A 19833-nucleotide genomic window follows, 5' to 3' on the forward strand; every position below is an offset into this window, starting at 1 on the left:
TATGATGAAGTTACTATTCGATCTTTTTCCTGTCTTACTTTTTTTTCTGAGTTATAACCGCGCAGAAAAAAATCCAGAGAAGTCCCTCCAATTAGCAAATGAGTTTTTGTCTGGTTTCACATCAGGCCATATGGTGTCACCGCAAATGGCACCAATTTTGATTGCAACTGCTGTTGCGGTCGTCGCTTCAATTCTTCAAATTTTATATCTGATGGTTAGGAGAAAAAAAATTGACCTTATGCTATGGGTTTCTTTTTTTATTGTGAGTGTTTTCGGTGGACTAACGATTTATTTTCAAAACGATACCTTTGTCAAAATCAAGCTAACCATCATTTACTGGCTTTTTGCTTTCGGGTTTGCCTTCAGCCAATATTTTCTAAAGAAGAATTTTCTTAAAACGATGATGGGTTCTGAAATAAAAATGCCGGAAATCGCTTGGGATAAACTCAATTTAGTCTGGATTGCCTATTTCTTGGTGATGGGCGCTGCGAATCTTTATGTTGCTTTAACTTATTCACAAAGTACTTGGGTGAGCTATAAGTTTTATTCCTTCTTTGCATTACCAGTTTTTGTAATCGGACAAACCTTTTTCTTGATGAAATATATTGAAGAAACCAAATGACTCAACGAATTCAAATGATCACAGATAGGCTAAATGAACATCTAAGCCCCTCTTACTGTCAAATTCAAGACGACTCCGCAGCACACAAAGGTCACGCCGGTGCTGCTAGCGGCGCTGGACACTTTACAGTTACAATTATTAGCGAAAAATTTGCGGGACTAAATCGCATTTCTCGGCATCGACTAGTGTATGATGCCGTTGGCGATTTGATGCACACGGAAATACATGCACTTGTCATCCATGCATCTAGTCCTTCAGAAGCAACAAAATAATATTTTATTAACCGTTTTTGTTTTACTTTCTTTGTATTTTAGGAACAGATAATGACTTTTAAACCCGCTCAATTGCTGGTTGTACTTCTAGTAACCGCATTCCCTGCGATGGCGCAGAACTTGGCAACGGTCAATGGAAAAGCAATCCCTGCTTCAAAAGCTGAACCCTATGTAAAGCAAGCTTTAGCACAAGGTCAAAAAGACACACCACAATTACGTGCGATGATCAAAGATCGTTTGGTTGGCACTGAAGTGCTCTTGCAAGAAGCAGAAAAAGCTGGGTACAGCAAGAACGATGACGTTAAGTTGCAAATAGAATTGGCTCGCCAACAAATTTTGATTCAAGCGTTGATGCGCACGCACGTTGAAAAGAATCCTGTCACAGAAGCAGACATCAAGGCCGCTTACGACAAATGGAAAACGCAAAATGGTGACAACGAGTATCACCCTGCCCATATTTTGGTAGAAAAAGAAGATGATGCAAAAGCAATCATTTCCAAACTAAAAGGCGGCGCTAAATTCGAAGAGCTAGCCAAACAATCCAAGGACACTGGATCGGCTGGAAAAGGTGGTGATTTGGATTGGGTATCACAAGCAAACGTGCCACCAGCATTCGCAGCGGCATTGGCAACTTTGAAAAAAGGTCAGTTCACTGAAACACCAGTAAAAACCGAAGTTGGCTTCCACGTCATCAAATTGGATGATGTTCGTCCATTAAAATTGCCAACTTTAGAAGAAGTGAAACAACAAATTGGCGAAAGCTTGGTTCAAGAAAAAGTTCAGGCGTATCAGCAGTCCTTGATCAAGAAGGCTGTGATCAAGTAAACGTGTTAAGCATGAACAAAAAAAAGACGCTATTCAGCGTCTTTTTTTTCGTCAAACCTAAGTCAAATTACACACCCATCTTTTCCAACATACTTCCCAACTCGCGCAAAGCTGGCTCCAATTTAGGATGTTTGCTGGCAAACTCGGCATAGATTGCCCGCGAACGATCACTCAATGCCGCGTACAAAGGATCATCGGGATTGTCGTCTTTCGATAAAACAAGCTCGATATCTCGATGCAGATTTTGCAACAATTCTTTCATTTCAGCATCAACCTGCCCAGTCGTATGCAGGCCGTCCTGCAATTGTTTCAACAATCCTTTTAACATGTCGCGTTTCATCGCACCCTCCTAGATTCTAAAAATAAGCTATTAAACTGGCCTGAAGTTTGAATATACCTCTAGGCATCATTTCGTTATATTCGATAAAGCAAAACGACTGCTTCCGCAGCGATGCCCTCTTCCCGTCCCAAAAAACCAAGCTTCTCGTTGGTCTTCGCTTTGATATTGACTTGCCCCAATTTGACCTGTAAATCAGCTGCAATATACTCAATCATTTTTGGAATATGGGGTGCCATTTTGGGTTGTTGTGCGATGATAGTTGCATCCAAATTCCCAAGCACATAACCGCTCTTATGTACACGTGAAATAGCCTCTCGTAAGAGAACACGCGAATCGGCTCCTGCAAATTGGGCATCTGTATCGGGAAACATTTTTCCAATGTCACCTAGGGCTGCCGCTCCCAACAAAGCATCCGTAATCGCGTGCAGCAATACGTCGGCATCCGAATGTCCTAGCAAGCCTGTTTTGTGCGAAATTTCGACACCGCCAATAATCAATTTACGTCCAGGAACTAGGGCATGGCAATCGTAGCCTTGGCCTATTCGGATCGGCATGGGCACTTGAATATTTAGGTCTGTAGTCATAAATCTTTATAAATTAATTGTAGAAATTCCAAATCTTCGGGCACGGTCAATTTACGATTTCGCATCGTACCTTCAACAAGTTTAGGTCGATATCCTAACGCTTCCATCGCACTCGATTCGTCGGTCACTTCGATTGCCATTTCCAATGCCCGTATCAGCATATCTAAACGAAACATCTGCGGCGTCTGTGCCAACCACAGTTGTGTCCTGTCTATTGTCTCGAGTGTTTTTTCAGTTTGTCGTTTCACGGTATCAACCACGGGCAACGCCAAAATTCCGCCATTCACATCGTCCCCGATTGCTTCAATGAGCTTATTCACCAAATCTGGCGTCAAGCCTGGACGGGCTGCATCGTGTACCAATACCCAATCGTGATCTTGATAGTGACTGTATTTACGTATTATCTCCAAACCATTTTGTACGGTATCACGACGGGTTTCACCACCGCCATTCAGAATAGTCAATTTCTCATTCGCGACTAGAGCAGCATCGATGAATGCATCCTCAGCGCTGACTACGACAAAGATGTGATCAATTTGCTGGGATGATAAAAAACAGTCAACTGTCCTCTGTAAAACGCTTTTTCCTGCCAAATCCAAATACTGCTTCGGTATGCTTGCGGCCATACGCGCTCCAACCCCTGCAGCAGGAATCAAGGCAATATACTTTGGCTTCATACCGTTTGCACTTTCCCGTGGCAAATTGAGGGACAAATCTGATAATTCTGTCGATTGCTGGGTCATTTCTGGGATACAAGTCTCTACGCTTGTGCATCGTTTATAATTGACCCTCATTTTAACCGCCAATTCCTGCCACTGGGATTTTTCCAGACGGTTTAGCATGAATTTGCAGAACTCCTTGCTTTACATCTAATGTCTTTCGATTTCATCAAAGCACTACCCAACGCTGGTCACCGATTTGTGTTGCCATCGACTCATGGCTCGGCTGATGCCTATGCGATTGCGCAAGCTGCTACCGCATTAAAAAACAAAAATCGATTCCTGACGATATTTGTGGCCAGTCCAGCCGACGCGCAACGCTTGCTCAGTGAATTACCTTGGTTTGCACCTGAGCTTCGCTGTCATTTGTTGCCAGACTGGGAAACACTACCATATGACGCGTTTTCTCCGCACCAGGACTTGGTCTCTGAGCGGCTAGCGACCTTATATGAAATCAACAGCGGTACCTGTGATGCCCTGATTGTTCCCGCAACGACTGCTCTCGTGCGCATGGCACCACCCTCGTTCTTAGCGGCCTATACTTTTTTCTTCAAAGTCGGTGAGACGCTTAACGAGGCCAAACTCAAAACGCAACTTACACTTGCTGGATATACACATGTCTCCCAAGTGATGTCGCCAGGTGAATACTCTGTTCGCGGTGGTTTAATCGATTTGTTCCCAATGGGATCGGTACTGCCCTATCGTCTCGATTTATTTGGCGATAGCATTGAAACCATACGCACCTTTGATGCCGATACGCAACGCTCACTGTATCCGGTCAAGGAAGTTAGGCTGCTGCCCGGTCGCGAATTCCCGATGGATGAAGGCGGTCGCAGCGCATTCCGCAATCGTTGGCGTGAGCAATTTGAAGGCGACCCTTCGCGCTCCACGATCTATAAAGATATTGGCAATGGGATCGCATCAGCGGGTATTGAATATTATCTACCCTTATTTTTTGAATCAACAGCGACGTTGTTCGACTATTTACCGGAGAACACGCATTATGTTCTCATTGGTGATATTGAAGATGCGATACAACGTTTTTGGACCGACACGAGATCGCGATATCAATTTTTAAAATCTGACAGGGAGCGCCCTGTATTAGCTCCAGAGACGCTTTTTCTTCGCGATGAAGATTTTTTTGCGACACTGAAATCAGAATCTCGCTGGGTCGTGCAAAATGGAGGTGCCGCGTCAGAAATCTCTAGCTTTTTGCCCGATATTGCCGTCAACCGTCGTGCCGACGATCCTCTGAATAATCTTCGCTCGTATCTGTTACAAACAGATAAACGTGTTTTTATCTGTGCGGAAACCGCTGGTCGCCGAGAAACTTTACAACAATATTTCAGCGACTTTGATCTGGAAGTCAGTCTCAGTGAAGATTACACAGATTTTTTAACGAGCTCGACAAAATTGGTCTTGGGCGTCGCACCTCTGCATGCTGGTTTTCAGACACATGAGATCGCTTTCATCACTGAAACGGAATTGTATGCTGGGTCGGGCAAACGCATCGGTCGCAAGAAACAAGAAGCTGTAACACAAGTCGAACACATGGTGCGCGACTTGTCCGAATTGAAAATTGGAGATCCGGTCGTTCACAGCAATCACGGTATTGGCCGGTATATGGGCTTGGTTAGCATGGATTTAGGAGACGGCGAGACTGAATTCCTCCATTTGGAATATGCGAAGGATACCAAACTCTACGTCCCAGTCGCGCAACTGCATGTAATTTCACGCTATTCTGGCGCATCACCAGACGATGCGCCTCTCCATGCATTGGGATCGGGTCAGTGGGAAAAAGCAAAACGCAAAGCTGCACAACAAATTCGCGACACCGCGGCTGAGTTGCTTAACTTATATGCACGTCGCGCTTTGCGCCAAGGTCATGCGTTTGAATATTCAGCCCACGACTACGCCGCCTTCGCAGATAGCTTTGGATTTGAAGAAACCCCTGATCAAGCTGCGGCAATCAACGCCGTGATTGGCGACATGACGTCTGGCAAACCGATGGATAGGCTGATCTGTGGTGACGTGGGTTTCGGCAAAACAGAAGTGGCTTTGCGGGCAGCTTTTGTGGCAGTCATGGGCGGAAAACAAGTCGCCATTCTTGCACCGACGACACTACTGGCAGAACAGCATGCTCAAACCTTCACCGATCGTTTTGCCAATTGGCCTGTAAAAATTGCAGAGTTATCTCGATTCAGAAGCGGCAAAGAAATCACACAAGCCATCAAAGGGATGGGTGATGGTACCGTCGACATCGTGATTGGCACACATAAACTCTTGTCCGAGGATGTGAAATTCTCGCGACTAGGATTGGTGATCATCGATGAAGAACATCGTTTTGGTGTGCGTCAGAAAGAAGCATTAAAATCACTGCGTGCAGAAGTCGATATATTGACTTTAACCGCGACACCGATTCCACGAACCCTAGGTATGGCATTAGAAGGCTTGCGCGATTTTTCTATCATCGCGACAGCACCACAAAAGCGTTTGGCAATCAAAACATTCGTGCGTAGTGAAAGCGATTCCGTCATTCGAGAAGCGTGTTTACGCGAATTGAAGCGCGGCGGGCAAGTATATTTCTTGCACAATGAAGTCGAGACTATTGAAAACCGCAAAGCCATGCTGGAAGCGCTTTTACCAGAAGCGCGCATCGCTGTCGGGCATGGTCAAATGAACGAACGCGACCTCGAAAAAGTGATGCGAGATTTCGTTGCGCAACGTTACAACATCCTTTTGTGTACAACGATTATAGAAACGGGGATCGATGTCCCAAGTGCGAACACGATTATCATGCATCGAGCGGATAAATTTGGTTTGGCGCAATTGCATCAATTGCGTGGACGCGTGGGTCGTTCGCATCACCAAGCCTATGCCTATTTATTGGTGCACGATATACAAGGTTTGACAAAACAAGCTAATCGCCGCTTAGAGGCAATTCAACAAATGGAAGAACTTGGTAGCGGGTTTTACCTAGCCATGCATGACTTGGAAATTCGTGGCGCTGGTGAAGTCTTAGGTGACAATCAATCTGGTGAAATGCACGAGATCGGATTCCAAATGTATTCCGATATGTTAAGTGAAGCTGTACGCTGTTTAAAGAACGGCAAGGAACCCGATTTAGCCGCCCCGCTCGCCACCACAACAGAAATTAATTTGCACATCCCGGCTCTCTTACCCAGCGATTTTTGTGGTGATGTGCATGAACGTTTGTCTATCTACAAACGCCTCGCAAATTGCAACAAACAAGATGCAATTGATGATTTACAAGAAGAACTGATCGATCGTTTCGGAAAATTGCCCGAACCGGTCAAGTCCCTCTTAGAAACTCACCGCCTACGCATTGCGGCCAAGTCGCTCGGCATTATTAAAATTGATGCCCATAGCGAAGCTGCGACTCTACAGTTTGAACCGCAACCTCCGATTGATGCGATGCGAATTATCGAATTGATTCAAAAGAACAAACACATCAAACTTAACGGTCAAGATAAGTTGCGCATCAGTGCCAATATGCCAGATCTTGCAACAAGAGTTGCACAAATCAAGAGCACAATGAAAGCGCTACATTGATCTGCTGACATTTCACTAAAGTATATATATGAATCTGATTATTCAAGGCTTAAATACGGTCTTATCGCAACATACGGCAATCATCCAAAAAATTGCACAAATGTCGAATGCGAATAAGATTATCCCAATCAATTCGAGGGCAATCCGTTTAGAGAACGTCCAATGCGACAGTCAAATCCTAGAAGTCATCCAAGACCAATGTTTGCAGGCGCAGCTCGATGTCTATCATGGAATTCAACGCCAACTTTCTGATTTTAAGCTCGTCGCCATGGATATGGATTCCACTTTAATCACCATAGAGTGCATCGACGAAATCGCTGATATGCAGGGCCTCAAGCCACAAGTTGCAGAAATTACTGAAGCAGCGATGCGGGGCGAAATTGAATTTCAAGAAAGCTTGGTGCGCCGTGTTAGTTTATTGAAAGGACTCGAGGCGTCAGCACTCCAACGAGTTTATGAACAGCGTTTGCAATTATCCTTGGGTGCAGAAAATATGCTTAAGCAAGTACAGCAAGCAGGCTTAAAAACTTTGTTAGTATCAGGTGGTTTTACCTTCTTTACCGATAGGATGCAGTCACGCTTAAACCTTGATTACACCCATGCGAATGTTCTCGAGATCATTGACGATAAACTCACCGGCAAGGTCATTGGTGGCATTGTCGATGCCGATGAAAAGAAACGCACAGTTGAAAAGGTATGTCAGGATCTTGGCATTAACCCACAACAAGCGATCGTTATGGGAGATGGGGCAAATGATTTGAAGATGATGGGGATCGCTGGCTTGTCAGTCGCCTTTCGCGCTAAACCAGTGGTGCGTCAGCAAGCTAATCTTGCTTTGAACTTTGTTGGTCTAGATGGAATTTTGAATGTCTTAACAGCCTAGCGAGCAAAAGAGAACTCTGCAGCGGGTTCGACCCGTCCTACGAATTATGGCATCACTAGCCTGCTGCGCGCTCTAAAGAAAACCACGCCGATCAAAAAAATTACTATAAAAACTGGATACTCCAGAATCCGAGTATCCAGCCAAATCAGATCGTGTTAGCTCAACTTCCAAACATAATCAACTCTTGTTGTCGTTGGTTGGGGCTTGCCATTGAGGGTTCCTGGCGTTGCTGTGCATTTTCCTGACAGAAGCTGACTTTTCACAGCATCATCGAGCAATTCATGACCACTGGACTTCACTATATCGACAGCATCGATACGCCCAATGGCAGAGAAATGCACTTCTAAGCTCGACACGCCTTGCGATTCAGCACGCAAGGCTTTACGAGGATATTCTGGAGCACAACCTTTTTTCATAAAATTGATCCGAGCAGGGACGATGACATCCTCACCACGGCTTCCCTTGCTCTTTGAAACTTTAGGAACTGCCGGGGAAGACGAGATCTGATCATGCAAGGACGGCTCTCTTAGGTCTGCCATGGCGAATTCTGCATCAAGCTCATTGCGTTCTTCGATGGCGACAATTTGATTCTGTGTGTTGACTTGTTTGCTTTGAGAGATAGTAGGCAATGCTGCATTGGCGGCAAATCCGACACAGACAGTCGCAATCCCGACTACTGTTACCGCGGTTTTCCAATTGATACTTTGTGCTTCTGGACGCACTAAACGTTTGATTCTCAACATAAGATTTCCTCCATGTGCCGCTTGGGCGAGTTGAGGGGTGGTGAATTGGATATACTCCAATTCCTGTAATGCAAGTGCCAGACGCCGCGGTTCGCCGAGCATACTTGCCGCTAAATCATCCGCAATGTTCTCGCGTTCAATGCGGATTTTTTTTGAAATCCACCAAACAGCTGGGTGGAAGAACAAAACCATTTCAATCAAATTTTGAATAAAGTTGACGACATAATCGAAGCGCGAAATGTGTGCTAGTTCGTGCGCAATCAAAGCTTCCAAATAGCTAGGGGTCATGCCAGTCAAAAGAGAGGCTGGAAGCAAAACCATTGGTCTTATCCAACCTATCGTGATCGGACTTTCTAGTTCGTTGACGATACGCACGAGAACAGGCTTAGCAATCTGAAAATGTTCCGCTAATTGATCGGTCTTTTGCTGCCAATAAGCGTTGCTGACACCGCGTTTTCCGTTGGTGTAAGACCGTAACCAAAAAATACCTAGCAATAGTCGCAAGCCAAGTATGGCAACCACAGTCGCCCATGTAATGACGATGAAATCGATGTGCATCTGAAACCAAATTTGCATTGCATCGATCCAACTTAATGCCGTCTTAGATTCAAGCAAGTGACCGGAAACGACCTGTTCATCAAGGGAGATTTTTGTCGTTTGCAAGCGTTGTAACAACTCCCAGATCGGTGCAAACAAGCATAGCGCTAGGCTAAGACATGCAATCAAATAGCGAGTTTGGGCACGGGCATTACGACTTAGTTGCAAAAGGAAGGCCGTGCATAAAGTGATTGCAGCACCTTGCCATAGAAAATGAACGAGCGTCCAACCGATAGCGTTGGTAAGCAATGGAAAGTCGATGGTCATTTTTCGTCTCCATGCAAAAATTTTTGAATTTCTTCTCGCTCCTCTTTGCTGACATGCGTTCGCAAGGCTGAGAGAATCAAAGCTTTCGCCGAACCGGAAAAAGCTTTTTGAATTAAATCTTTCACCAAATTCGTTTGCAAGGCGTCTTGCTCTTCAACCGCAGCATACACATGTGCTTTTTGACTCTCGTCTCGGCGCAATTGACCTTTGCTGTGCATCACTTGCAGCATCCGCAGCACCGACGCATAAGCCAGATCTGGTCGCTCTTTGATGGCAGCTTCATGCACTTGCTTGGCGGTGGCTGGCCCAAGAACCCAAAGCAAGCGCATCAGCTCCATTTCAGCTGCAGTTGGTTTTGGTGGAGTGACTGCCTTTGCTTCGCCCGTATGATTTTTTTTCATTTAATGTCGCAATAAAGTAGATCAATAAATCTAGATTAATTGATCTAGATTGTTTTGTCTAGATTAATTTTAAGTATTTTTATTTTCAGTTCGATTAATTATTAGGAACCACCGCAACTAAAGACTTGAAGCTCGATTGCATATCCATCCACCTTCTTACGCCGCTGACCGCAACCGAGAACAAACGCAAGCTACAAAGCAAAATCGTGTTCGCCGCACACGCGATATAATCACGCAGGTAAGATAAATTCTGAATTCCAGCCTATCCAATTTGATCGACTAAAGGAGATACCAATCATGATCGATGTCTATTCTTGGCCAACGCCTAACGGTCACAAAATTCATATCATGCTGGAAGAATGTGGGCTCCAATACCGTGCAATACCGATCGATATCAGCGCAGGAGATCAATTTAAGCCCGAATTTTTAGCGATGTCACCGAACAATAAGATTCCTGCAATTGTTGATGCCGATGGACCTGACGGCAAACCTATTGCGCTATTTGAATCTGGTGCAATCTTGATCTATCTCGCAAGTAAAGCCGGACGATATCTCGGAACAAGTGACAGGGAAAAATATCAGACCTTACAATGGCTATTGTTTCAAGTAGGCGGCTTTGGACCGATGCTCGGACAAGCCCATCACTTTCGTATTTATGCCCCTGAAAAAATTGACTATGCCTATGATCGGTATTCGAATGAAGCAAAGCGTTTATACCAAGTTTTAGAAAATCAATTAACGCAACACGCCTATTTAGCTGGGGAAAATTATACAATCGCCGACATCGCCACATTTCCATGGGCACGGTCTGCGGCAAACCAAGGAATAGATTGGGCCGACTATCCGAACGCAAAACGTTGGTTCGACCAGATTTCGCAACGTCCAGCAGTGCAGAGAGGCTTAGCTGTTTTAGCAAAACAACGAAAACCATTAACTGATGCGAATGCAAAAGATGTCCTGTTTGGACAAACGCAGTACGCAAAACGCTAGAAATCCAACCTATCTAAACCACACACTAGCGCCAGCATTCACAACAAACAAAACTTAAGACTACATTATGCGCCGCGCACCGAAAAAAAAGATCCAGAAATTAGCAGGCGATGCTTTACGCATCGCCAATCTCGCCTCTGCCGTTTCACAGGCAGGAAGCCGACTCGAAGATCAGGATTGGCAAAATTTGCTCGATGAATTGATTGCGAAGAATCTGGAAGCACGACATCAGTCGATACTTGATGCCGCTGCAGAGCATGTATTTACCAATCAACCCGAAGCCTATGAGGTCCTAATTGAGGCGATCGAGTCTATTGCTACATCAGGGCACCAAGAAGCGGGTGACACTGACTATGAGTTGTTACTAGTCGCCGCCCCTATATTGGCTTGGAGCCGTTTCGATATCGCATCTGGGCCGATTCCTGCCCCAATCGTGAAGTCTTTATCACTTAGTTGGCGTGAATCTCTACTATGTAAAGGGGTGCAAGTGTCGTTATTACCCACTTTATATTCTATTGATCAATTGCCGCAAGATCATTGCGCGGTCAACGAACTCTTGCACCATACCGCACAAAATTTTCTACGCAACAAGAATAATTCTTCGCCCAAAGAATTACCCAAAACTGTTCCATTCTTAGCTGACAGTCGGTACCTACTCGGCGTTATTTTAGCGCCGACCAATGCACCAGTATTCCAATGGCAATTAACTGCACCACCGTTTGACATTGCCAAAGCAAAAGAGGCAGCACTACTTTTGTGGAAACAACGTGCTCATGCTGACGTTGGCCATCTATTGCCAGGATGCGGCTTCGAATTCTTATTGCCCGAGGCCTATTATTCTGCGTGCCGCGAAGCGGATATCTTGATCCGACCAATTTCAATACGGGCAACGGTGTTCTATTTAACGCAAACTCTCAATATTGAAGCATCGGAACTCAGTGCAGTAGTTGCCAGATTTGGTCCAGAATTAAATCCCGGACAAGTGGATGAGATTCGTATTGGTTTCACCTTAAAGAAAGCATCCGACATCATTTACGGCGTTATTTGGCCTTTGTACCAGCAGGAAGATGAAGTAAATGCCCTAGTCGGTGCGAACAGTGCCAACGTCGAGCAACGAGCAGGTGAAATTCCAACACTCTTAAAAGAAAGCGGTATTCAACAGATTCTGGTGTTAGAGGATATTTTTGGTCTCGAATTTTGCGATGATTGCCAAGCACCACTTTATGCTGACGCCGAAGGCGACTTGGTTCATCCAGAAATGCCTGAGGATGCGCCACCGGAAGGCTCTGTCCACTTACATTGAACTGATGTTATCGTTTTGATTTTGAATATTGGGAGAGTTAATTAAAAGAGCCTGCACGCATCTATCGTATAGGCTCTTTTTTTATAATTTCGTGATTTCTACCACATAGAAAATGGATGCTTCAACAGGCTTGCGTTCGCATAACGATGTTCGTGACTCACCTCGGCACCTAACCAAGATGGTTTCACAAATGCTTGATCAACATTCTCTAACTCGACTTCCGCGACAACCAATCCGGCATTTTCACCGAGAAATTCATCGACCTCCCAAACAAGATCGTTGATCGTTATACGATAGCGATATTTCTCAATTAAAGGTCGTTCGCACAACGTATCCAACAAATCATTTGCGTCACTGATTGGAATGGGATATTCCCATTCGTGACGAAAAATACCTTGGCTACGTCCTTTAATCGTTAAATTTGCTGTCTCTCCTTCAATACGAACCCGAACAACTCTATCCGGAGAGGAATTCAAATAACCTTGCCGTAAATGTACCGGTGATGCCAATACTTTCCAGTCCTCATTGAGAACAAGAAATTTACGCTCAATTTCCACGCCCATCTTATGCCTTTAAATGCGTCAAAATAGGTTGCAACATGGCTTCACCCAATTTCATACTGCGTGCACCATCCCAACCCACTTCAAGATCGGGCATATTGGCATTATCTTTAAATGGCAATTCCAATGTTAATGAAACACATTTATAAGTGTGGCCTATGTACTTCGACGCAAGCTTCAACAAATCCTCATTGTACTTGCTTGCTTCATAGCCAAATTGCGTTTGAAAATCAGGACTTGCGGCGCAAAAACTTTCAACAAATGCATTTTGCTCAGCCATTTGCTTCTCGCTGAAGCCTTCTAACATTTCACTACCGGCCACAAAGACATAGGGCAATCCCTCGTCGCCATGAATATCTAGAAATAGATCACAGCCGACTTCTTCGATCTTCTTTTTCACGTAATACACTTCAGGACTCGTTTCAACTGACGGGGTCATCCATTCACGATTCAAATTGGCGCCAGCAGCATTCGTTCGCAAATTCCCTCGTACAGAACCGTCAGGATTCATATTCGGGACAACATACACAACCGCGCGATCTAAAATTGCTCGAGCGATCGGATTCGCCAAATCCAAAAGGGCATTCAAAGTCCCTTCAACCAGCCATTCAGCCATCGTTTCACCAGGATGCTGGCGCGCGATAATCCATACTTTTTTCTCCGCATCTGGATTACCAACGACAACCAAATTCAAATCTCTACCATCAATCGTATTTCCTAAATCCTCGATACTGACTTGGTCTGACAGCGCAACGCTACCCAACAAGCTGAGATGACGCTCCCAGCTATAGGGCTCGAAATAGGCGTAATACACACTGTCAGTTTCTGGTGTGTGTTTGATTGTCATCACCTTTCCATCAAACTCGGTTTCTACGCGAAACCAATTTTCTCGGTCATAACTCGCGACTGCTCGATAACCTTCCCAGCCATCCGCATAAGTCGCCTCGCCAGCGTTCAAAAACCGAATCGTGGCGTCTTGGTCGCGTGCGCCTTGCAAGCGGAAATAAAACCATTGTCGAAATTCAGCATGCGAATCCGCACGCAAGCGCACTTCAATATTCTCGACATCAACGACGCTGACGACTTCGATCGCACCTGCATCGAAATTCTGGCTAATTTTTATGGACATAATGTTCTCATCTAAAAAATTCGACTATTAAAAAATGTGTCATCTACTCCGACACGTGATAATGCGTTATTGTGACTGTTTTCTATTCTCGATGCCAGCAACAAAAGTCACAATTGAAATTCAATTTGCTTAGCGCCCATACTTCGCATCACTCTATCGTGTATTCAACCAACAGCAGCGCGCAGCGGCTTTCGGTTCCTCCAATTTAAATGCGCCAACAAAATTAGCTAAGACCTACTCTCTTCGGGTTTCGCCCGTAATAAGAGAAAGTCAATTTAAGGGGACAAGAGTAGGAGATTTGACTAAAAGTTTTACTAAACGCAATTCAAATTAACGAGCGAAAAGGCAAACGTACTTGGCGAGATAGTACTAAATACTTTATAATATAAGGCTATTAGTCGGGGCGTAGCGCAGCCTGGTAGCGTACATGCATGGGGTGCATGGGGTCGCAAGTTCGAATCTTGCCGTCCCGACCAATTCAATCTCTCCCCTTCCAAAATTCACCTGCATTCATAAAATTTATCTCGACGACTTATCGGCACCGACCATCTCGCGTTAGCGCACATCAAGCTACTCCTATTGTTCGTGAGCACCCATCTCATCTGCAATAATCAAGGCCTGAAATTGTTCACTCTCAAACTTTACTCAAATTAGTCTTAATGAAAAAAATATTGGTAACAGGTGGTGCCGGATTTCTTGGCTCACATCTTTGTGATCGACTCATTGCCGCTGGTGATCAAGTAATCTGTTTAGACAATTTGCACACGGGAAGTCGAGGCAATATTGCACAACTCGAGACCCATCCGAATTTTAGTTTACTGCTTCAAGATGTCACGGATCCATTTCCAGAATCTCTCAATGTCGACGAGATTTACAATTTGGCCTGTCCTGCATCCCCTGTGCACTACCAGAATGATCCTGTCCGTACGGTACGTACAAACGTGCATGGCGCAATCAATGTTTTGGAACTAGCCAGGAAATCGAATGCAAAGGTCCTCCAAGCAAGTACCAGCGAAGTATATGGCGACCCCGAGGTTCATCCGCAACCCGAATCCTATTGGGGGCAAGTAAACCCGATCGGTATTCGTAGTTGTTACGATGAAGGAAAGCGTTGTGCTGAGACGCTATTTTTTGACTATTGGCGCCAATATCAAGTGCGTATTAAGGTCGTGAGAATCTTTAATACCTATGGCCCCCGCATGCAAAAAAATGATGGACGTGTCGTGAGTAACTTCATTGTCAGCGCACTGAACAACGAAAATATTACGATTTATGGCGATGGCTTACAAACAAGAAGCTTTTGCTATGTCGATGATTTAATTGACGCCATGTTGAGAACTATGCAAACTCAAGACACTTTTGTCGGGCCAATTAATCTCGGCAATCCGCAAGAGAATACGATGCTTGAATTGGCAACGGCGATCATCGCATTGTGCAAGTCGACGAGTGAACTCGAATTCATGGATTTACCGTCGGATGACCCCAAACGTCGCATGCCTGATATTGATCTCGCGCGTAAAATATTGAAATGGCAGCCGACCGTCGAATTAAAAGATGGACTACGCTCGGCTATAGAATATTTCGAAAAAATAATTTAATCCGACTAAAAAGACATGAAACCAACAGACCTCAAACAGTTAAGGATTGTCATTAGCGGACCCGTTGGCAGCGGTAAAACAAGTCTTACCACTGCCATTGCACGACATTTTGAAATTCCACATATAGAAGAAAATCTTAAGAAGATTTATCAAGCGAAAATTCAGTGCAAGAAAATACTCCGAGAGACGAATGATCCCATTATTCAAAAACGTGCATATGATCAATGGATGGGAGCGTATGTGGATTGGTTCAAAAATCGTACGAACTTATATAACCAACACGCCGCATTCGTTGCCGATCGTTGGGAAGCTGATATTTTAGGTTTATGGCTGAGACTCTTTTCGGGTGAAACATGCGAGGGAATTACTAAGCAAATGTTAAGTGACATGCGCAACAAAGCAAATACCTTCGATGCCGCCATCATTTTACCGATGATCGATTTAGACTCCCCCCTAAAAAATGAAGATGGACTAACCAGAAGAAAAGATTTCAATTCCTTATTTTCATCTCATCTGATGACTGGCGCTCTCGTTCGGCAGTGTCAAGGGTTAAGACGAATTTATATCCCTAACAATCCTATGAGTATTGATGAACGACTAGAATTTGTTATGCGCGAACTTAGCAAAACCCGTTAAACCTACTACTCCTCCCCGCCCACAATCTAGGCAAGCGACCTCGCAAAATGATTAATGGCAGCGATGTCAGGTGGCAAAGACTCAAAAGGGATTTGCTCACGAATTAACATGTCTCGCAATTCGATATCGATCTGCCGCGCCTCATCTTCATTTTGAAAGCGGCCGGTTTGCACATACTTTTTGTCACCTCGCTCCACCAAAATATTGATGTTGTCGTGTTTATGATACCAATTGAGGATTTGTTGACGAGTCTTTGCGATGTCACAAATATTGTCGTGATAGGTCCCGTTGTAATACAAAACTTGCATCAGGGCACATTCAGTTACTAAATACTGCACCTGTCCATCGAGTAGATCGAGCATTTCGTATTGCTTTTGCGCAAGCTGATATTGATTTTTGAGGGCATCAAAATTTTTTTGCCAAACCAAGGCTTTGCCGTAATCGGGGATTTGCTCGACTGATTTATGCCGTAAATTCAGATTGAGTATGATTGCGGACGAAAATAAAGATTTATCGCAGCCCGGGCCACCGATAATATTAATCACTTTCGTCGGGTATAAACGCATCCTATGATCTTGACTAAGACGCGATGCTCCTGTGACTTGAACGGACATAATCTCCTCACCTAAGGAATCAATTGACGATTGATCCTAACACAAGAGCTAGATAAGCTAGAGTCAATTGTCCAAAGAAAGTGTCTTTTTCAATACTTCTTTTGGGCAACTTACAACAATTCAAGCGAGCAAAAATTCAAGCAATAAAAAAGGGGAACAAATTTCCCCTTTTTCCTTTAACACGCTTTTTTTTACGAACGAATTAATCGACTCGAATCACTTGATCGCCAATACGGAATTTTTCACGACGATCACCCATTAAGGCGCGCAATTCCTTAATGCTCAAATCACTGATTTCGTGCATGCGAATTAACAACGAAGCACCTACAGGTAAGTGATGATGACGAATTTTACTAATTACAGGCGGCGCTACTTCTAACGCTCTTGATAATGCAGCATCATTTTTCAAATGCAACTGTTTGATCAATGTATCTAAAAGATTATTTGGATTGTAATCAAAGTCATCTGACTTTAGGTCTAAAAGGTTTGCCATTTTCTCTCTCACTCTTCACAAAATACAGTCAAATACCTGTATACACCAAGCCCAAATCGGTTTGGTTGTTATTTATAATTTTGCAATTTTTATAAACTATTGCAAATACGCCGTGCTCTACAACAGAAATTGTGCTCTATATCTGATTTATTACACTCCCAACTAAGTTGGTTCAAACCAGATCTGTTCACCTAGTAGTAATAAAACACAAAAATCCGTCATCGCTTGACTTTTTCATACGACTTTTGATCTCCGTCAAATCGGCGTCTGAATGTATGCTGGCGGAAAGACAGGGATTTGAACCCTGGATACGTCATAAACGTATGCCGGATTTCGAGTCCGGTGCATTCGACCACTCTGCCATCTTTCCAAACTACTAAGAACAGTCAAGCTTGCGATTGTAGCAAAGTTCAAAACTGTTTGGTAGCCTGTTTTTTTGGCAATTTCCCTTTCAAAAGCCGCGAATCTATTGGATTTTTCATTTTATATCTTGAATATATAAGGCGATAAAGAATATTTCCAGAGGAGAATAATATATAAGCCGCATATTAGAGGATTTACTCTAATCAGTCGGGTTACGAACCGAGAAAACACGAAAAAACAAACATCCTCACACTGGAGATGTTAACGATCCTCGAAAAATCCCAAGCAATAAAGCGAATTTAAGAACACTGTCAATATGAAATGAGAACAAGACACGTGGACGTCATATTTCAACGCTAGGATGAAATTCTTAAAATTCTAACCCTTGATTGCCGTGTAAGTTGGGCAAAAAACTTAAAATATGGAAACAGAAATCTACAAACCTCTGGCGAACCAGTGTTGCGTTGCAGCAACGTTTGCAACGCATGGTTCTGAAATTCAATCTCCTCAATCAAATCGGCAAGACATTCTCGAGGTTTTACAAGAACGTAATTTGAGCGCCCGTTTTCAACCTATCATACAAATGTGCGATGGAAAAATACTCGGATATGAAGGATTGATTCGTGGTCCATCTGACAGTCCATTGCACTCTCCCCTCAAATTATTTCAAGCTGCCGCTGAATATGGGCTCAGTGTGGAGATTGAACATTTGTGTCGGCGCATCGTATTAGAACAATTCAAGTCTCTCAAACTCGAAGGAAAGCTATTCCTTAACGTCAGTCCAGAATGTCTTCTACAACGCAATGCCAGACATGGCGACACCTTGAATTACATTCATGAGCTCGGGATCCAGCCCGACCGAGTCATCATTGAATTGACCGAGTATCAGCCGACCAATGATTATGCGCTCCTGCAAGAAGCTGTTTCACACTACAAACGAATGGGGTTCGAAATCGCAATTGATGATCTTGGGGAAGGATTTTCAAGCTTGCGTCTCTGGTCTGAATTAAAACCAGAATTTGTCAAAATCGATATGCACTTCATTCATGATATTGATAAAGATCCAGTCAAACGTCAATTTGTTCGCTCAATACAGAGTATCGCCGAGCAATCCAATTCACTCGTCGTCGCGGAGGGCATTGAAACGCAAGCAGAGCTACTCTGCCTGCGTGATATCGGCGTGGCATGTGGGCAAGGCTATCATATTGCAAAGCCACACCCACAGCCAGCGAAAGCGATCTCAGCCGAAGTCACTAAAGTGCTCCGTAATAAATATCGAACTGGACGTACTGTGCAATCCACCTTAGCTGATCAGATAACCATCAAGTCATTGATTAAGACTCCCCCAGTCATCGCGTCGACCACACTCAACAACGAAGTCGAGAATATCTTTCTAAATGATCCAAAATTGAAGATTATTCCTGTCGTTGACGGTTTCAAACCAATTGGAATCATCAATCGCCATACGATGATTGATCGGTTTTCCCGACCATTTCAAAGAGAACTCTATGGCAAGAAGGCATGTACGGTATTTATGGATGCCGATCCATTGCTCATCGAACAAAATGCCAGTCTGCAAGATGTGAGTCACTTGGTTGTCAAAGCCGACCCTGAACATCTCATCAATGGCATGCTTGTCGTTGAAAATGGAGAGTATCGAGGATTGGCGACTGGCCCAGACCTTATGCGGGAGATCACCAAAATGCAAATTGAGGCAGCGCGATATGCCAATCCCCTCACGCAGTTACCCGGCAATGTCGTGATCAACCAAAGAGCGGATCAATTGCTGCAAACGCAAGCACCGTTCTACGTGTGCTACGCGGATCTCGACCACTTCAAGCCGTTCAACGATGTGTATGGATACCAGCGAGGAGATGACGTAATCCAAATGACTAGCCAGATCCTGACGACATTTTGCGCCGATCAATGCGATTTTATCGGACATGTCGGCGGAGACGATTTTATCATTCTGTTTCGAAGCCCCGATTGGGAGCTCCGTTGTCGCGGCATTTTGCGCGAGTTTGAGAGCCGCGTACGTGACTTCTACAGTATTGAGGATCAAGAAAGAGGCGGATATCTAAGCGAAGACAGACAAGGAAAAAAAGTCTTCTATTCGCTGATCAGCTTATCACTTGGGGTCATTCAAGCGGAGAGCGACCGATTCAGCTCCCATCATCAAGTAGCAATCGCGGCGAGTGATGCAAAAAAACAAGCAAAGCGACTACCTGGCAATAGCTTATTCATTGAAAGACGAACCGCATCAATTCAACCGATGCCCTAACGCGGCAAGAGTCCAGTTAAGCAAAAAAAAACAGTCTGAG

The 19833-nt window shown here is 44.3% G+C and carries 19 protein-coding genes and 2 tRNA genes; 11 read left to right on the forward strand and 10 right to left on the reverse strand.

What is annotated here, in order from left to right; all coding sequences use genetic code 11:
- Nucleotides 1-4: 4 nt before the first annotated feature.
- The 3 genes from KDM90_RS01370 to KDM90_RS01380 are packed head-to-tail and all read left to right on the forward strand — an operon-like array spanning nt 5 to nt 1719.
- Nucleotides 5-622: a septation protein A gene (locus KDM90_RS01370; RefSeq protein ID WP_212674452.1), complete on the forward strand. Its 618-nt coding sequence runs from the start codon at nt 5-7 to the stop codon at nt 620-622.
- On the forward strand, nt 619-894 hold the full coding sequence (locus tag KDM90_RS01375; RefSeq protein WP_212673818.1) for a BolA family protein: 276 nt from the start codon (nt 619-621) through the stop codon (nt 892-894). Before KDM90_RS01370 ends, KDM90_RS01375 begins: the two co-directional genes overlap by 4 nt.
- A gap of 51 nt (nt 895-945) precedes the next feature.
- A complete protein-coding gene (locus KDM90_RS01380; protein WP_212673819.1) occupies nt 946-1719 on the forward strand; it encodes a peptidylprolyl isomerase in 774 nt (257 codons plus the stop codon).
- Between the two features lie 67 nt (nt 1720-1786).
- On the opposite strand, the gene KDM90_RS01385 is transcribed toward KDM90_RS01380, so the two are convergent.
- From KDM90_RS01385 to ispD, 3 genes are all read right to left on the reverse strand, one after another.
- On the reverse strand, nt 1787-2059 hold the full coding sequence (locus tag KDM90_RS01385) for a DUF4404 family protein (RefSeq protein WP_230409540.1): 273 nt from the start codon (nt 2057-2059) through the stop codon (nt 1787-1789).
- Between the two features lie 74 nt (nt 2060-2133).
- A complete protein-coding gene (gene ispF, locus KDM90_RS01390) occupies nt 2134-2643 on the reverse strand; it encodes a 2-C-methyl-D-erythritol 2,4-cyclodiphosphate synthase (protein WP_230409541.1) in 510 nt (169 codons plus the stop codon).
- Nucleotides 2640-3485: a 2-C-methyl-D-erythritol 4-phosphate cytidylyltransferase gene (gene ispD, locus KDM90_RS01395; protein ID WP_329605278.1), complete on the reverse strand. Its 846-nt coding sequence runs from the start codon at nt 3483-3485 to the stop codon at nt 2640-2642. Before ispD ends, ispF begins: the two co-directional genes overlap by 4 nt.
- A 30-nt stretch (nt 3486-3515) precedes the next feature.
- Between ispD and mfd the strand changes: the two genes are divergently transcribed.
- Nucleotides 3516-6935 carry a transcription-repair coupling factor gene (gene mfd, locus KDM90_RS01400; protein WP_212673820.1) on the forward strand — a complete coding sequence of 1140 codons (3420 nt, stop codon included), beginning with the start codon at nt 3516-3518 and terminating at the stop codon, nt 6933-6935.
- 28 nt (nt 6936-6963) lie between these two features.
- The gene (serB, locus tag KDM90_RS01405) at nt 6964-7818 is read left to right on the forward strand and encodes a phosphoserine phosphatase SerB (RefSeq protein ID WP_212673821.1); all 855 of its coding nucleotides are present in this window, start codon (nt 6964-6966) and stop codon (nt 7816-7818) included.
- 155 nt (nt 7819-7973) lie between these two features.
- Here serB and KDM90_RS01410 read toward each other — a convergent pair whose 3' ends face one another.
- Complete coding sequence (locus KDM90_RS01410) at nt 7974-9425, reverse strand: TonB family protein (protein WP_212673822.1); 1452 nt, start codon at nt 9423-9425, stop codon at nt 7974-7976.
- A complete protein-coding gene (locus tag KDM90_RS01415; protein ID WP_212673823.1) occupies nt 9422-9826 on the reverse strand; it encodes a BlaI/MecI/CopY family transcriptional regulator in 405 nt (134 codons plus the stop codon). The genes KDM90_RS01410 and KDM90_RS01415 overlap by 4 nt, the downstream gene beginning before the upstream one ends.
- A gap of 297 nt (nt 9827-10123) precedes the next feature.
- On the opposite strand from KDM90_RS01415, the gene KDM90_RS01420 reads away from it, so the two are divergent.
- Together KDM90_RS01420 and KDM90_RS01425 are read left to right on the forward strand one after the other, a co-directional pair.
- The gene (locus KDM90_RS01420; protein ID WP_212673824.1) at nt 10124-10816 is read left to right on the forward strand and encodes a glutathione binding-like protein; all 693 of its coding nucleotides are present in this window, start codon (nt 10124-10126) and stop codon (nt 10814-10816) included.
- 67 nt (nt 10817-10883) lie between these two features.
- Nucleotides 10884-12119, forward strand: a complete 1236-nt coding sequence (locus KDM90_RS01425; RefSeq protein WP_212673825.1) for a DUF2863 family protein — start codon at nt 10884-10886, stop codon at nt 12117-12119.
- Nucleotides 12120-12217: 98 nt separating this feature from the next.
- Here KDM90_RS01425 and KDM90_RS01430 read toward each other — a convergent pair whose 3' ends face one another.
- Together KDM90_RS01430 and KDM90_RS01435 are read right to left on the reverse strand one after the other, a co-directional pair.
- Nucleotides 12218-12682, reverse strand: coding sequence for a CYTH domain-containing protein (locus KDM90_RS01430; RefSeq protein ID WP_212673826.1), 465 nt, complete (start codon nt 12680-12682; stop codon nt 12218-12220).
- 1 nt (nt 12683) lies between these two features.
- Nucleotides 12684-13808: a M14 family metallopeptidase gene (locus KDM90_RS01435; RefSeq protein ID WP_212673827.1), complete on the reverse strand. Its 1125-nt coding sequence runs from the start codon at nt 13806-13808 to the stop codon at nt 12684-12686.
- A 399-nt stretch (nt 13809-14207) separates the two neighbouring features.
- Between KDM90_RS01435 and KDM90_RS01440 the strand changes: the two genes are divergently transcribed.
- The 3 genes from KDM90_RS01440 (at nt 14208) to KDM90_RS01450 (ending at nt 16042) form a co-directional block, all read left to right on the forward strand.
- Nucleotides 14208-14284 (forward strand) — tRNA-Pro (locus tag KDM90_RS01440).
- Nucleotides 14285-14467: 183 nt separating this feature from the next.
- Nucleotides 14468-15406 (forward strand): UDP-glucuronic acid decarboxylase family protein, encoded by a 939-nt coding sequence (locus KDM90_RS01445; RefSeq protein WP_212673828.1) that lies wholly within the window; start codon nt 14468-14470, stop codon nt 15404-15406.
- 15 nt (nt 15407-15421) lie between these two features.
- Nucleotides 15422-16042 carry an AAA family ATPase gene (locus KDM90_RS01450; protein ID WP_212673829.1) on the forward strand — a complete coding sequence of 207 codons (621 nt, stop codon included), beginning with the start codon at nt 15422-15424 and terminating at the stop codon, nt 16040-16042.
- 26 nt (nt 16043-16068) lie between these two features.
- Here the strand turns inward: KDM90_RS01450 and KDM90_RS01455 are convergent, their stop codons facing one another.
- The 3 genes from KDM90_RS01455 to KDM90_RS01465 all read right to left on the reverse strand — a co-directional run bounded on the left by KDM90_RS01455 (nt 16069) and on the right by KDM90_RS01465 (nt 17519).
- A complete protein-coding gene (locus KDM90_RS01455; protein WP_212673830.1) occupies nt 16069-16656 on the reverse strand; it encodes a hypothetical protein in 588 nt (195 codons plus the stop codon).
- Between the two features lie 202 nt (nt 16657-16858).
- Nucleotides 16859-17149 carry a hypothetical protein gene (locus KDM90_RS01460; protein WP_186924519.1) on the reverse strand — a complete coding sequence of 97 codons (291 nt, stop codon included), beginning with the start codon at nt 17147-17149 and terminating at the stop codon, nt 16859-16861.
- A gap of 279 nt (nt 17150-17428) precedes the next feature.
- Nucleotides 17429-17519 (reverse strand) — tRNA-Ser (locus KDM90_RS01465).
- Between the two features lie 414 nt (nt 17520-17933).
- On the opposite strand from KDM90_RS01465, the gene KDM90_RS01470 reads away from it, so the two are divergent.
- The gene (locus KDM90_RS01470) at nt 17934-19793 is read left to right on the forward strand and encodes a GGDEF domain-containing protein (RefSeq protein WP_212673831.1); all 1860 of its coding nucleotides are present in this window, start codon (nt 17934-17936) and stop codon (nt 19791-19793) included.
- Nucleotides 19794-19833 lie beyond the last annotated feature (40 nt).

This window comes from Affinundibacterium fentianense (assembly GCF_018139545.1).
Taxonomy (GTDB): domain Bacteria; phylum Pseudomonadota; class Gammaproteobacteria; order Burkholderiales; family Burkholderiaceae_D; genus Undibacterium; species Undibacterium fentianense.